The organism is Streptomyces sp. NPDC005925, from assembly GCF_040638805.1.
Lineage (GTDB): Bacteria > Actinomycetota > Actinomycetes > Streptomycetales > Streptomycetaceae > Streptomyces.
The window spans coordinates 1-14813 of record NZ_JBEXVL010000009.1; the positions used below are offsets into that span (position 1 = coordinate 1).

Annotated in this window: 12 protein-coding genes and 1 pseudogene; 10 read left to right on the forward strand and 3 right to left on the reverse strand. The window is 70.3% G+C overall.

Annotated elements, in window-relative coordinates; all coding sequences use genetic code 11:
* Positions 1–747: pseudogene (locus tag ABZ354_RS13590) on the reverse strand (Fe-S oxidoreductase); the annotation flags it as partial.
* Positions 748–1059: 312 nt separating this feature from the next.
* Between ABZ354_RS13590 and ABZ354_RS13595 the strand changes: the two are divergent.
* The 7 genes from ABZ354_RS13595 (at position 1060) to ABZ354_RS13625 (ending at position 9111) form a co-directional block, all read left to right on the forward strand.
* Positions 1060–2088 carry an MraY family glycosyltransferase gene (locus ABZ354_RS13595; RefSeq protein ID WP_358656230.1) on the forward strand — a complete coding sequence of 343 codons (1029 nt, stop codon included), beginning with the start codon at positions 1060–1062 and terminating at the stop codon, positions 2086–2088.
* A 94-nt stretch (positions 2089–2182) separates the two neighbouring features.
* On the forward strand, positions 2183–4027 hold the full coding sequence (gene dnaK / locus ABZ354_RS13600) for a molecular chaperone DnaK (protein WP_358656232.1): 1845 nt from the start codon (positions 2183–2185) through the stop codon (positions 4025–4027).
* Positions 4024–4710: a nucleotide exchange factor GrpE gene (grpE, locus tag ABZ354_RS13605; protein ID WP_358656234.1), complete on the forward strand. Its 687-nt coding sequence runs from the start codon at positions 4024–4026 to the stop codon at positions 4708–4710. Before dnaK ends, grpE begins: the two co-directional genes overlap by 4 nt.
* A 36-nt stretch (positions 4711–4746) precedes the next feature.
* Positions 4747–5928 (forward strand): molecular chaperone DnaJ, encoded by a 1182-nt coding sequence (dnaJ, locus tag ABZ354_RS13610; protein WP_358656236.1) that lies wholly within the window; start codon positions 4747–4749, stop codon positions 5926–5928.
* A 5-nt stretch (positions 5929–5933) separates the two neighbouring features.
* Positions 5934–6386 (forward strand): helix-turn-helix domain-containing protein, encoded by a 453-nt coding sequence (locus tag ABZ354_RS13615; RefSeq protein ID WP_358656238.1) that lies wholly within the window; start codon positions 5934–5936, stop codon positions 6384–6386.
* A gap of 367 nt (positions 6387–6753) precedes the next feature.
* A complete protein-coding gene (locus ABZ354_RS13620) occupies positions 6754–7872 on the forward strand; it encodes a substrate-binding domain-containing protein (protein ID WP_358656240.1) in 1119 nt (372 codons plus the stop codon).
* A 201-nt stretch (positions 7873–8073) separates the two neighbouring features.
* Positions 8074–9111 carry a helix-turn-helix transcriptional regulator gene (locus ABZ354_RS13625; protein WP_358656242.1) on the forward strand — a complete coding sequence of 346 codons (1038 nt, stop codon included), beginning with the start codon at positions 8074–8076 and terminating at the stop codon, positions 9109–9111.
* Between the two features lie 76 nt (positions 9112–9187).
* Here ABZ354_RS13625 and ABZ354_RS13630 read toward each other — a convergent pair whose 3' ends face one another.
* Both ABZ354_RS13630 and ABZ354_RS13635 read right to left on the reverse strand, forming a co-directional pair.
* On the reverse strand, positions 9188–10186 hold the full coding sequence (locus tag ABZ354_RS13630; RefSeq protein WP_358656244.1) for a helix-turn-helix transcriptional regulator: 999 nt from the start codon (positions 10184–10186) through the stop codon (positions 9188–9190).
* Between the two features lie 37 nt (positions 10187–10223).
* Entirely contained in the window at positions 10224–11210 is a 987-nt protein-coding gene (locus ABZ354_RS13635) for a helix-turn-helix transcriptional regulator (protein ID WP_358656246.1), read from the reverse strand.
* A 131-nt stretch (positions 11211–11341) separates the two neighbouring features.
* Between ABZ354_RS13635 and ABZ354_RS13640 the strand changes: the two genes are divergently transcribed.
* The 3 genes from ABZ354_RS13640 (at position 11342) to clpB (ending at position 14703) form a co-directional block, all read left to right on the forward strand.
* Entirely contained in the window at positions 11342–11527 is a 186-nt protein-coding gene (locus ABZ354_RS13640; protein WP_358656248.1) for a hypothetical protein, read from the forward strand.
* Positions 11528–11532: 5 nt separating this feature from the next.
* Complete coding sequence (locus ABZ354_RS13645; protein WP_358656250.1) at positions 11533–11874, forward strand: hypothetical protein; 342 nt, start codon at positions 11533–11535, stop codon at positions 11872–11874.
* A 234-nt stretch (positions 11875–12108) separates the two neighbouring features.
* Positions 12109–14703: an ATP-dependent chaperone ClpB gene (clpB, locus tag ABZ354_RS13650; protein ID WP_358656252.1), complete on the forward strand. Its 2595-nt coding sequence runs from the start codon at positions 12109–12111 to the stop codon at positions 14701–14703.
* Positions 14704–14813: the final 110 nt, after the last annotated feature.

The following is a 14813-nucleotide window of genomic DNA, read 5'->3' on the forward strand; positions in this document are numbered from 1 at the left end:
CAGCCAAATATTCGGAAACCCCAAAAACCGATGCCACGCCACACCCATGTTCGTGTTCAGCGACACCACGATCATCCAGATGAACGACGTGGAGATCTTGATCGTCGCGAACAGGTAGACCAGGTTCTGCAGCGTCGTGACGCCGAGGCCCTTGAAGGCCAGGACCAGCGGGTACGAGGCGAAGTAGCCGACCTCGTAGTGCTCGACGTGGTGCAGCGCGCCCTCGAGGCCGCGCAGGACGTAGATGGCGAGGCCGATGGTGAGGATGACGTACTCGACGAAGTACGCCTGGCCCGCCTTGGAGCCGGCGAAGCGGGACTTGCGGCCGGGGCGTGACGGAAGGCTCAGCAGGCGGATCGTGATGAGCACGGCGATGCCGAGGGTCGTCATCACGCCGATGAACTCGATGTAGAGCTCGAACGGCAGGAAGCCGCCGACGACCGGCAGCACCCAGTCGGCCCGGAACAGCTGGCCGAACGCCTGGGCCAACGTCGGGGGCAGCGTCAGGAAGCCGACCGCGACGAACCAGTGGGCGATGCCGACGATGCCCCAGCGGTTCATCCGGGTGTGGCCGAGGAACTCCCGGGCCAGGGTCACACTGCGCTGGTAGGGATTGTCCGTGCGCGTGCCGGCCGGGACCGGCTGGCCCAGCTTGAAGTACCGGACGAACTGACCGATGGCGCGCGCGAGCAGCGCGACGCCGACCACGGTCAGGACCAGCGACACGATGATCGCGGCGAGTTGCATGAGGGGGCTCCTCGGGCCTGCGAGGGGTGGTTCGACGGGTGAATCTCGGGGATCTCGGGGGATCCCTCGAGCGGGTGGTCGAGGGGTCTTTTTCGGCGAGGTGCCGAGCGGCTGTGGAGTGGCTGAAGAACGCCGTTACTAAGCGGTAACTTGTTCGGTCCGTTCGAGGCTACCCCGATCCTTCGTCGCACTGTAGCCAGGTGTGCGGTGATCTGCGTCGCTGAGGCAGCCCCGACCGGGTGGCGCCCGCGCCACGCCCACCGCATCATGCCTTTCGTCGTAAATCATGACATTCGGCTTAGCTTTGACATCGTGCTCTACGCAATCGTTGCCGCAGCCCTGGCCCTGGCCCTCTCCGCCGTGCTGACCGCACTCCTGCGTGTCCCCGTGCTGCGCCTCGGTGTCGTCGATCGGCGCAGGCAGCGCCCCGTTCCGCTGTCCGGCGGGGCGGCCGTCGTCCTGGCCACCGGACTGGTCGCCTGTCTGGGCGACTGGACCGGGCTCGCGCCGCTCGGGGACGGGATCGACCGGCTGCTGGTCTCCGCGGTGGCTGTCGCCGCGCTGGGACTCGTCGCGGACCTGTGGCGGCTCGGCACCCGTCTCCTGCTCGGCGGCACCGCTGTCGCGGCGGTGCCCGTGGTGCCGTACGCGGAGACCGGGTTCGTGGGCGGGGTGCTCGCCGTTGGCTGGATCGTGTTTGTCGCCGTCGCCTTCAAGGGGCTGGATCACGCCGATGGTCCGGTCGGCGCGGTCGGGATGCTCGCCGCCTTCGGGGCGGGGGCGTGCGCCGCCTCCGAGGTGATGGACGGGCTCGCGATGCTGCTGAGTGTGCTGGCGGCGTCCCTGACCGGGTTCCTCATGCACAACTGGCCGCCCGCGCGGGCCGGACTCGGCGCGGGCGGCGCCCTGTTCGTCGGTTTCCTGCTTGCCGGGGCGCTGGTCGTGACGCGGGCCGGGCAGGGCCTCGTACCGAGCGCCGGGGTGCTGTTCGCGCTCACCGCGGTCGCCTCGGCCGACGCCGTGCTGGTGCTGCTGTCCCGGCGGCTGGCCGGGCGGTCCCTGCTGCGGCGCGGCCCCGACCATCTCGTCCACCGGCTGCGCAAGCTCGGGCTGACCCCGCAGGGTGCGACCGTGCTGCTGGGCCTCGGCGCCGGGGCCGGGGTGCTGGCCGGGGTGCTGGTGCAGATCGGTGCGGCCGGCGAAGGGCGGGTGCTCTGGGTGGCCGCGGTGGTCGCGATCGTCGTCCTGGCACTCTTGCGGGTTCCGGTCTACGGGCCCCGGCGGCGCCCTCGCGTGACGTCTTCGCAGGTCAGAGCGCAGTTGCGTGTAAGGAATGGATAAGAGTTGAGCCCGTTCGACTCAGGTCTGTTGACCGCACGGTGAGCCTCGTGCACACTTGAGCCTGTTCCACTCAAGTCAGCTGGAGGAAATCACCATGGCACGTGCGGTCGGCATCGACCTGGGCACGACTAACTCCGTCGTCAGCGTTCTGGAGGGCGGCGAGCCCACCGTCATCACCAACGCCGAGGGCGCCAGGACCACGCCGTCCGTCGTCGCCTTCGCGAAGAACGGTGAGGTGCTCGTCGGCGAGGTCGCGAAGCGTCAGGCGGTCACCAACGTGGACCGGACCATCCGGTCCGTGAAGCGTCACATGGGCACCGACTGGAAGATCGAGCTGGACGGGAAGCCCTTCAACCCGCAGCAGATCAGCGCCTTCGTGCTGCAGAAGCTGAAGCGTGACGCCGAGGCGTACCTGGGCGAGAAGGTGACCGACGCGGTCATCACCGTCCCGGCGTACTTCAACGACTCGGAGCGCCAGGCCACCAAGGAGGCCGGCGAGATCGCCGGCCTGAACGTGCTGCGCATCGTCAACGAGCCGACGGCCGCCGCCCTGGCGTACGGCCTCGACAAGGACGACCAGACGATCCTCGTCTTCGACCTCGGTGGCGGCACCTTCGACGTCTCGCTGCTGGAGATCGGCGACGGCGTCGTCGAGGTGAAGGCCACCAACGGTGACAACCACCTCGGTGGTGACGACTGGGACCAGCGCGTCGTCGACTACCTGGTGCAGCAGTTCAAGTCCGGTCACGGCGTGGACCTCGCCAAGGACAAGATGGCCCTGCAGCGCCTCCGTGAGGCCGCCGAGAAGGCCAAGATCGAGCTGTCCTCGTCCACCGAGACCTCGATCAACCTGCCCTACATCACGGCGTCCGCCGAGGGCCCGCTGCACCTCGACGAGAAGCTCACCCGCGCGCAGTTCCAGCAGCTGACCGCGGACCTGCTGGAGCGCTGCAAGACGCCGTTCCACAACGTCATCAAGGACGCGGGCATCCAGCTCAGCGAGATCGACCACGTCGTCCTCGTCGGCGGTTCCACCCGTATGCCCGCCGTCGCCGAGCTGGTCAAGAACCTGACCGGCGGCAACGAGGCCAACAAGGGCGTCAACCCGGACGAGGTCGTCGCCATCGGCGCCGCCCTGCAGGCCGGTGTCCTCAAGGGCGAGGTCAAGGACGTCCTGCTCCTCGACGTCACCCCGCTGTCCCTCGGCATCGAGACCAAGGGCGGCATCATGACCAAGCTCATCGAGCGGAACACGACGATCCCGACCAAGCGGTCCGAGATCTTCACCACCGCCGAGGACAACCAGCCCTCCGTGCAGATCCAGGTCTACCAGGGCGAGCGCGAGATCGCGGCGTACAACAAGAAGCTCGGGATGTTCGAGCTGACCGGTCTGCCCCCGGCGCCGCGCGGCGTCCCGCAGATCGAGGTGTCCTTCGACATCGACGCCAACGGCATCATGCACGTCACGGCGAAGGACCTCGGCACCGGCAAGGAGCAGAAGATGACCGTCACCGGCGGCTCCTCGCTGCCGAAGGACGAGGTCGACCGGATGCGCCAGGAGGCCGAGCAGTACGCGGAGGAGGACCACCGCCGCCGGGAGGCCGCCGAGACCCGCAACCAGGGCGAGCAGCTCGTCTACCAGACGGAGAAGTTCCTCAAGGACAACGAGGACAAGGTCCCCGGCGACGTCAAGACGGAGGTCGAGGAGTCCATCGCCGAGCTGAAGGAGAAGCTCAAGGGCGAGGACACCGCCGAGATCCGCACTGCCACCGAGAAGGTCGCCGCCATCTCGCAGAAGCTGGGCCAGGCCATGTACGCCGACGCCCAGGGCGCGGCCGCGGGCGGCACCGAGGACGCGGGTGCCGGCCAGGCCAGGGCCGAGGACGACGTCGTGGACGCGGAGATCGTCGACGACGAGCGGAAGGACGGTGCCGCGTGACGGAGGAGACCCCGGGCTTCGACGAGCAGCAGCCCGACGTCCCCTCCGGCGCCACCTCCGACGACGCCGAGCCGCAGGCCGCCCCCTCCCCTCAGGAGGGGGCGGCCCCGGCCGGGGACACGGGCCAGACGGCGGCCCTGGTGGCCCAGCTCGACCAGGCGCGTTCCGCGCTCGGTGAGCGCACCGCGGACCTCCAGCGGCTCCAGGCCGAGTTCCAGAACTACCGCCGCCGGGTCGAGCGCGACCGGATCGCGGTCCGGGAGATCGCCGCGGCGAACCTCCTGACCGAGCTCCTGCCCGTGCTGGACGACATCGGCCGCGCGCGGGAGCACGGCGAGCTGGTGGGCGGCTTCAAGTCCGTCGCCGAGTCGCTGGAGAACGTCGCGGGGAAGATGGGCCTGCAGCAGTTCGGCAAGGAGGGCGAGCCCTTCGACCCGACGATCCACGAGGCGCTGATGCACTCGTACGCGCCGGACGTCACCGAGACGACGTGCGTGGCGATCCTGCAGCCCGGGTACCGCATCGGCGAGCGCACCATCCGCCCCGCGCGGGTGGCGGTGGCCGAGCCGCAGCCGGGCGCGCAGACCGTCAAGTCCGCCGACGAGGCCGCGGCGGCCGAGCCGGCCGAGGCGGCGGCCGAGCAGTCGGACGACAAGGAGAGCGGTGGCCCGGACGAGGGCTGACGTGACGACAGAGGCCGGGGAGGAGGGACGTCGGGGATGAGCACCAAGGACTTCATCGAGAAGGACTACTACAAGGTCCTCGGCGTCCCCAAGGACGCCACCGAGGCCGAGATCAAGAAGGCGTACCGGAAGCTCGCCCGCGAGTACCACCCGGACGCCAACAAGGGAAACACCAGGGCGGAGGAGCGCTTCAAGGAGATCTCCGAGGCGAACGACATCCTCGGCGACCCCAAGAAGCGCAAGGAGTACGACGAGGCACGCGCCCTGTTCGCGGGCGGCGGTTTCCGCCCCGGGCCGGGCGCCGGCGCGGGCGGCTCCTTCAACTTCGACCTGGGTGACCTGTTCGGCGGCCAGGGCGGACCGGGCGGCCAGCCCGGCGGTTTCGGCGGCGGCATCGGTGACGTGTTCGGCGGCCTGTTCAACCGGGGCGGCCCGACCACGACGCGGTCCCAGCCGCGGCGCGGGCAGGACGTGGAGTCCGAGGTCACCCTCAGCTTCACCGAGGCGATCGAGGGCGCGACGGTCCCGCTGCGGATGTCCTCGCAGTCGCCCTGCAAGGCCTGCTCGGGCACCGGCGACAAGAACGGCACGCCGCGCGTGTGCCCGACCTGCGTCGGCACCGGCCAGGTCGCGCGGGGCTCGGGCGGCGGCTTCTCGCTCACCGATCCCTGCCCGGACTGCAAGGGCCGCGGCCTGATCGCCGAGGACGCCTGCGAGATCTGCAAGGGCAGCGGGCGCGCCAAGTCCTCGCGCACCATGCAGGTGCGCATCCCGGCCGGGGTCGCCGACGGGCAGCGGATCAGGCTGCGCGGCAAGGGCGCGCCGGGCGAGCGGGGCGGCCCGGCGGGCGATCTGTACGTGGTGGTGCACGTCGACTCCCACCCGGTGTTCGGCCGCAGGGACGACAACCTCACCGTGACCGTGCCGGTCACGTTCGTCGAGGCCGCCCTCGGCGGCGAGGTCCGGGTCCCGACCCTGGGCGGTCCCGCGGTGACGCTGAAACTGCCCCCGGGCACCCCCAACGGGCGCACGATGCGCGCCCGGGGCAAGGGCGCGGTCCGCAAGGACGGCAGCCGCGGAGACCTGTTGGTCACCGTGGAGGTGAGTGTTCCGACGGACCTGACGGGGAAGGCTCGTGAGGCGCTGGAGACGTATCGCGAGGCGACCGCGGGTGAGGATCCGCGGGCGGAGCTGTTCCAGGCCGCGAAGGGAGCTTGAGTGAGATGGACGGCCGTCGACGCAACCCGTACGAGCTGACCGAGGACACCCCTGTCTACGTCATCTCGGTGGCGGCCCAGCTCTCCGGCCTGCACCCGCAGACGCTGCGTCAGTACGACCGTCTGGGGCTGGTGTCCCCGGACCGCACCGCGGGCCGGGGCCGCCGCTACTCGGCCCGGGACATCGAGCTGCTCCGCCAGGTGCAGCAGTTGTCGCAGGACGAGGGCATCAACCTGGCGGGTATCAAGCGCATCATCGAACTGGAGAACCAGGTCGCGGCGCTTCAGGCCCGTGTCCAGGAGCTGCAGTCGGCGCTGGAGGGCGCCGCGGCGACGATGCGGCAGCGCGAGGCCGCGGTGCACGCGTCGTACCGGCGCGACTTGGTGCCGTACCAGGAGGTCCAGCAGACCAGCGCGCTGGTGGTGTGGCGCCCGAAGCGGCAGCAGTCCTCGGACTGACCGGATGGTGAAGGACCCCGGAGGCTTGTCCTCCGGGGTCCTTTTTCATGCCCTTCGACGGGTGGCCGAGTCTGTTCGGTCATATGAACGACATTCGATGGGCCGCAGGTCGGGTCCCGGCGTCGTTGGCGATCACGACTCGCGTCGAATGGGGTGGATGTACGGGTAACGCACGCGCCCGGGGTTCCGTTGGCTCGGCGAGTGGTGGAGAGGCGTTGCAGATTGTGTCGCTGCGTCTTCACATCCGGCACGGAGGGTGGTGTTGCCATCTCGTTAAGTGGATCGGGGTTGACGGTGGGGGTGGCTGACGCGTTGGCTTTTCAGTCACTCGGGTAGCAAAGCTGCTCCCGCGTCCGGAACACCAGAAGTGAGCAGCCGTATGCGTCGTATCGCCATATCCGTGGCCGGGTCCACGTTGACCCTTTCGCTGGCCGCCTGCGGTGTGCTGGGCGGTGCGGAAAGCGGTGACGAGGCGCAGGTGAAGGGCAACGACATCACCGTCGGCCTGCTGCTGCCGGAGAAGGCGAACACGCGCTACGAACAGTTCGACTACCCCATCTTCAAGAAGAAGGTCGCCGCCCTGACCCGGGACCGGGGCCGCGTCCTGTACGCCAACGCGGAGGCGGACGCCAAGAAGCAGGAGGGCCAGCTCGAGGAGATGATCGAGGGCGGGGCCGACGCCATCGTGCTGGACGCGGTCGACGCGCACGCCGTCGCGGAGGGCGTCGCGAAGGCCAAGAGGGCGGGCATCCCGGTCATCGCCTACGACCGGCTGGCCGAGGGCCCCATCGACGCGTACATCTCCTTCGACAACGAACTCGTCGGCGAGGTGCAGGGCCGCTCGCTGCTGGAGGCCCTCGGCGGCCGCTCCGGCAGCGCGACTCGGATCGTCATGATGAACGGCTCGCCCACCGACCCGAACGCCCGGCAGTTCAAGAAGGGCGCGCTCGCCGAGCTGACCGGCAAGGTCCGGATCGCCAAGTCCTACGACACCAAGGACTGGAAGCCGGAGAACGCCCGCGCGAACATGAAGAAGGCCATCAACGCGATCGGCGCGGACCGCATCGCGGCCGTCTACTCCGCGAACGACGGCATGGCGGGCGGCGTCATCGAGGCGCTGGAGGACGCGGGCGTGACCGATCTACCGCCGGTCACCGGACAGGACGCCGAACTGTCCGCCGTGCAGCGGATCGTGGCCGGCGAGCAGTACATGAGCGTCTACAAGCCCTACCCGCAGGAGGCCGAGAACGCCGCCGAGATGGCCGTGGCCCGGGTCCAGGGCAAGGACATCCAGTTCGACGCGCTCACCCGGGACAACGTCGACAGCCCCACCCACAAGAACATTCCCGCGCAGCTCGTCCCCGTGGTCGCGCTGACGAAGGAGAACGTCGCCGACACCGTCGTCGCGGACGGCATCTACGAGGCGTCGGACATCTGCACCGCCAAGTACGAGACCGCCTGCGCCGCGATCGACCTCGAGTCCTGAGCCCCGGCGGCACGGGCACGGACCGGGCTCGCCCCGGAGCCACCCGCCAGCTTGCTGCAACGCCACCTTCCTGAGGCCACGAAATATCCCCATCAACCCGCGCTTTGTGGCGCTCGGCGCGGAAAGAGCAGTGTTGCGGACCACGTTCGGTGCGCGCATAGTGGCGCTGCGGAAGAGCGCAACCGGGGGTTGGGACGGGCGATGGCCGGGCACGGGACGGACGAGCATCCACACGGTGCTGACCGCCTGTGCGAGGCCGGGGACCGCGTGTACTCCCGGGCCGTGCGGCGCGGCCGGGTGCCGCGCCGCGACGCGCAGCCGCTGCCCTGCCTCCTCGACCTGGGCCTGCTGCACCCCGACCCGGACGACATGGACTGGCTGGTGCCCACCGCGCCCCAGGAGGTCATGACCCGCCTGCTGCGCGGCGTCTACGACGAGGTCCGCTCCAGCGAGCGACGGGTGGGCTCGGTGGTGGCCGCCGTCGAGTGGTACGCCGGTCTGGGTGGCAGGCCCGCGTCGTCACCGTTCGCCGGGGAGGGCACCGCGATCCGTGTCCTGGACGGGCTGTCCCGCATCCAGGGGGCCATGGACGCGGCGACCCAGGCCTGTACGGCGGAGGTGCTGACCGTGCAGCCCGGCGGCATCCGGCCCGAGCACGAACTCACCGAGGGCCTGCACCGGGCGATGGAGCTGCGCGCCCGCGGCGTCCGGATGCGCGACCTGTACACGCACGTGGCACGGCACGGCCAGGGGCTGCTCAACTACCTGGAGCTGATGGGCGACACGGTCCAGGCGCGCACCCTGGACGAGGTGATCGACCGGCTCATCCTGTTCGACCGGACGGTCGCGTTCATCCCCGCCAACTCCGACCGCACCATGGCGCTGGAGCTGCGGCACCCGGCGCTGGTGGAGTATCTGGGCACGGTCTTCGAGCGGCTGTGGCGCCTCGCGCTGCCGTTGACGGCGCCGCTGCCCGACACCGGCATCGAGGGCATCTCGCACCGGGAGCGGTCGATCGCCGCGCTGCTCGCGGAGGGCCATCAGGACGCGGTCATCGCGGAGCGGCTCGGCATCAGCGTGCGGACGTGCCGGGCGCACATCGCGCGCCTGTCGGAGACGCTGGGCGCGGCGAGCCGTACGCAGCTCGGGGTGCGCATCGCCCAGGTGGGCCTGGACGGCCCGCCCAGGGCGCCGTCCGCGGTCCGGATCCCGGGGCAGGGCTCGGCGACGACGCGCTGACCGCCGCGCGCGGGGCCGGCCGCGCGCGCGGCGCTGTCCTCCGAGCCGGCAGGTCCGGCCCGTGCCGGCCGCCGTGTCAGCCGGCCGTGCCCTGCTGGTCGAGGATCCCGGACCGGCCGATGAGGTAACCGAGCTGGGCGCGGCTCTCGCTGCCGAGGGTGGCGGCGAGCTTGGCGATGTGGACGCGCGCCGTACGGACGTTCATGCCGAGGCGTTCGGCGATGACGGCGTCGGTGTGGCCCTCCACGAGCAGCGCGGCGATCGTGCGCTGCCGGGCGGTGATGCCGTTGAGGGTGGGCTGCTGGACGTCCTGCGGGTACATCGGCGTCGCCAGGCGCCACAGCCGGTCGAAGGCGGTGGCGAGGTAGGACACCAGCGCGGGGTGGCGCACCTCCAGGGCGATCAGGCTCTCCTTGTCGGCGGGCAGGAAGGCCACGTCGCGGTCCACGAGGATGAGCCGGTCGGGGATCTCGTCCAGGGTGCGGGCCTCGGCGTCGCCGCGCAGCCGCTCGTAGCGGGCCCGGACCATGGGCACGTGGCGCTGGGTGTGCTGGTAGAGGGTGCGGATGCGGCCGCCCCGGTCGAGCAGGGCCTGGTCGCGGTCGAGGGACAGGGCCTGGGCGGCCTCGCCGCGGCGGCCGGTGTAGTGGGCGTTGGGCTGGATGCACAGCAGTTCGTGCGTGGGGTCGGCCATCGCCTCGGTGATGGCCCGGTTGATGCGGGCCGTGCCGCTGAGGATGCGGATGGCGGGGCTGTCCGTGCCGGCGGGGCCGCTGCCGCTGATCCGCATGAGCCGGGCGAACGTCTCCGCGAGCCGTTCCTCGCGCCGCCGTTCGTCCGCCATCCGCTCCTGGGAGCGCCGCAGCAGCCGGTGCAGGGCGACGGCCGGCGCGACGGGCTCCATCCTGCTCAGGTCGTCGACGGCCGGGTGCAGCAGGCCGAAGTCGACGAGGCAGGGCGCGCGGTGCGTGTCCCCGGCCGGTATGTGCCCCTCCCGCAGGGCTCTTTCGTACAGCTCTGTTCCTGCGGAGCACAGGTCTTCCACGCCGTGCTCCGGGTGGGGCGCCGACGTCACTCGGTAGCTCCCTCCTGGCCGGGGGATCGCCCCGGGATCAGTGATTCTTGTCGAGTATCCCGGACTGGGCGATGAGGTATCCGAGCTGGGCCCTGCTGCCGCTGCCGAGGGCGGAGGCCAGCTTGGCTATGTGGGCCCGGCAGGTGCGGACGTTCATGCCGAGGCGGCGGGCTATGGCCTCGTCGACGTGGCCCTCGACGAGGAGTTTGGCGATGGAGTGCTGGATGTCGGTGATGCCGTCGGGGTCGGTCTCGTAGGGGGTGCCGGCCTGGAGGGGGACGGCACGGCCCCACATGAACTCGAAGACCTTCACCAGGTAGCGCACCAGGCCCGGGTGGCGCAGTTCCAGGGCGACCTGGCGGTCCTCGCGGACGGGGATGAAGGCGACGGTCTCGTCGCAGATGATGAGGCGTTCGACGAGTTCGTCGATGGTGCGGTACTCGACCTTGCCCTCGGCGAACCGGTCGACGTAGGCGATCCGGTCGGGCAGGTACCGGGCGGTGTGCTGGTAGAGGGTGCGGATGCGCACGCCGCGTTCGATGAGCGGCTTGTCGCGCTCGACGGCCTCCAGGAGCCGGTTCTCCGGGCTGCGGCGGCCGCTGGGCTGGACGGTGAGGACCTCGGTCCGGCACTGGGCGGTGGCGAGGTCGAGGGCGGCGTTGATGCGGTCGAGGCCCTCCAGGACGGTGATGGAGTGGGTGGGTGCGGTCTCCTGTGTGCTGAGGGCGAGGAACGGTTCGAAGAGCTCGCTGAGGCGGACGGACTGCCGGCGGTGCTCGGTGATCTCGCGTTCGATGGGGTGCAGCCGCTGCGCGAGTGCCACCGTGGGGGGCACCGGCCGCAGCCAGTTCGCGTCGTCGGGATCCGGGTGGAGCAGGGCGAACTCCATCAGGCACGGGGCGGGTTGGACGTCGGCCCGCTGGATACGACCTGTGCGCAAAGCCTTCGCATAGAGACGGCTACCCTCCTCACACAGCTCGGTTACCGCATGGGGATGTGTATCTTTGTTCCGGTTTGTTTCCAAATCTCCACCCCCCAGGGTCCTGAACGTGCAGGAACATGATGCACCGATCGTGTGGCCATTACGTGCCTGAATGAGCCATCGTCTTATCCGACGGGGGAAGAGGGGACCTTCAAGTGAGGACGAAGCCGACTATGAGTAAGAGAATGCTTCGCTCGGTACTTGTTGCCGCCTTCTCCGCCGTTGTGGCCTTCGGAACGCTGGCTGGCCTCTCCGGTGCGAAGAGCGACGTGCACAAGGCGGGAGCTGCTCAGTCCGTGACTGTCGAGACGACCGGCGGTGAAACGCAGGACAGCCCTCTCGACACCAGGTGGGACTGATCGAGATGACCACACCGCCCGACGACCGGTCCTTCCGACGCGAGATGGCCACCGCCTACCGCTCCGGCTGGCACTTCATCGATCTGGCCACCGCCATTCCTCACAGCGGTGACTCGCTGATGGTGACCGTGTTCGGTGAGCCGGTCGTCGTCACGCGGGACGACGACGACGACGTGCGGGCGTACCGGTGTCTTCGTCGGCCACGGGGCGCTCCACAGCCCGTGCGGTGTGCCATCCGGTACGGAATGATCTTTGTGAATCTCGACCAGCGTGACCACCAGCTGGCCCAGTCGGAGCCCACCGACTCCAGGACCAGGACCATCTCGGCCACCCCCCGCAGTGCCTGACGCGATTCCCCCGTCGTATTAAATCGCTCAGGTGCTTCCCCCCGCAGCGGCGTCACCGTGACCTGAACACGGTGACGCCGCTGTTTTTTTGCGCTCCTGCCGGGCAGGAACCTCCTACTTGAGCGGAACGGGCTCAACTTTGCGTACGCTTGCTCTGTCAGCAGTACGGAACGCGGGCCGGGCAGACGTGTATGCACGTATCCACGGCTGACGCACAGGAGGAGGGACCGACACGTGGACGCCGAGCTGACCAACCGGAGCCGGGACGCGATCAACGCGGCGAGCAGCCGCGCCGTGACCGAGGGACACCCCGACCTCACCCCGGCTCACCTGCTGCTCGCTCTGCTCCAGGGGCGGGAGAACGAGAACATCACCGACCTGCTGGCCGCCGTCGACGCCGACCAGGCGGTCGTGCGCGCCGGCGCGGAGAAGATCCTCGCCGCCCTGCCCAGCGTGACGGGGTCGACCGTCGCGCCGCCCCAGCCGAACCGGGAACTGCTCGCCGTGATCGCCGACGCGCAGGCCCGCGCGCGGGAACTCGGCGACGAGTACCTGTCCACCGAGCACCTCCTCGTCGGCATCGCCGCGAAGGGCGGCGCGGCCGGTGACGTACTCTCCGGGCAGGGCGCGACGGCGCCGAAGCTGCTGACCGCCTTCCAGGGGGCGAGGGGAGGGCGCCGCGTGACGACCGCGGACCCCGAGGGGCAGTACAAGGCGCTGGAGAAGTTCGGCACCGACCTCACGGCCGCCGCGCGCGAGGGCGGGCTCGACCCGGTCATCGGCCGCGACACCGAGATCCGCCGCGTCGTACAGGTGCTGTCCCGCCGGACGAAGAACAACCCGGTCCTGATCGGTGAGCCGGGCGTCGGCAAGACCGCCGTCGTGGAGGGCCTCGCCCAGCGGATCGTGAAGGGCGACGTGCCCGAGTCCCTGAAGAACAAGCGGCTCGTCGCGCTGGACCTGGGCGCGATGGTCGCGGGGGCCAAGTACCGGGGCGAGTTCGAGGAGCGGCTGAAGACCGTCCTCGCCGAGATCAGGGCCTCCGACGGCCAGATCATCACGTTCATCGACGAGCTGCACACGGTCGTCGGCGCGGGCGCCGGCGGCGACTCGGCGATGGACGCGGGCAACATGCTCAAGCCGATGCTCGCCCGCGGCGAGCTGCGCATGGTCGGCGCCACCACGCTGGACGAGTACCGCGAGCGCATCGAGAAGGACCCGGCGCTGGAGCGGCGCTTCCAGCAGGTGCTGGTCGCCGAGCCGTCCGTCGAGGACACCATCGCCATCCTGCGCGGTCTCAAGGGCCGCTACGAGGCCCACCACAAGGTGCAGATCGCCGACGCGGCACTGGTCGCGGCGGCCACCCTGTCCGACCGGTACATCACCTCACGCTTCCTGCCCGACAAGGCCATCGACCTCGTCGACGAGGCCGCCTCCCGCCTCCGCATGGAGATCGACTCCTCGCCCGTCGAGATCGACGAACTCCAGCGCGCCGTCGACCGGCTGCGCATGGAGGAACTCGCCCTCAGCAAGGAGACCGACAGGGCCTCCAAGGAGCGCCTGGAGCGACTGCGCCGCGACCTCGCCGACAAGGAGGAGGAGCTGCGCGGCCTGACCGCCCGCTGGGAGAAGGAGAAGCAGTCCCTCAACCGGGTCGGCGAGCTGAAGGAGAAGCTGGACGAGCTGCGCGGCCAGGCCGAACGCGCCCAGCGCGACGGCGACTTCGACACCGCCTCCAAACTGCTCTACGGCGAGATCCCCGCCCTGGAACGCGACCTGGCCGCCGCCTCCGAGGCCGAGGAGGAGGTCGCCCGCGACACCATGGTCAAGGAGGAGGTCGGCTCCGACGACATCGCGGACGTCGTCGCCTCCTGGACCGGCATCCCCGCGGGCCGGCTCCTGGAGGGCGAGACGCACAAGCTGCTCCGCATGGAGGAGGAGGTCGGCAAGCGGCTCATCGGCCAGACCGAGGCCGTGCGGGCGGTGTCGGACGCGGTGCGGCGCGCACGGGCCGGGATCGCCGACCCCGACCGTCCGACCGGCTCGTTCCTCTTCCTGGGCCCCACGGGCGTCGGCAAGACGGAGCTGGCCAAGGCCCTCGCCGACTTCCTCTTCGACGACGAGCGGGCCATGGTCCGCATCGACATGTCGGAGTACGGCGAGAAGCACAGCGTGGCCCGCCTGGTGGGCGCCCCGCCCGGCTACGTCGGCTACGAGGAGGGCGGCCAGCTGACCGAGGCGGTGCGCCGCCGCCCGTACAGCGTGGTCCTGCTGGACGAGGTGGAGAAGGCCCACCCCGAGGTCTTCGACATCCTTCTGCAGGTGCTGGACGACGGGCGGCTGACGGACGGCCAGGGCCGCACCGTCGACTTCCGCAACACGATCCTGGTGCTCACGTCCAACCTCGGCAGCCAGTTCCTGGTCGACCCCATCAGCAGCGAGACGGAGAAGCGGGAACAGGTCCTCGAGGTGGTCCGGGTCTCCTTCAAACCGGAGTTCCTCAACCGCCTGGACGACCTGGTGGTCTTCTCGGCGCTGACCAAGGACGAGCTGAGCCGGATCGCCCGCCTCCAGATCGACGCGCTCACCCGGCGGCTCGCCGAGCGCCGCCTCGCCCTGGAGGTCACCGACGGGGCGCTGACCTGGCTCGCCGACGAGGGCATGGACCCGGCGTACGGGGCGCGCCCGCTGCGCCGCCTCGTCCAGACCGCGATCGGTGACCGCCTCGCCAAGGAGATCCTGTCCGGCGGGATCACGGACGGCGACACGGTGCGGGTGGACCGCGCGGGGGACGGCCTGACCGTCGGCCCGGTGGCCCGGCGGGCGTGACGCCTGTTGCGCCGTTCCGGCCGGATCGTGTCCGCCGAGGGCTGACAGGCCCCGGCGGGGCTTGCCACCCCCCTCCCCGCATGAGGGAGGATGGCGAGATCCGTACGAAG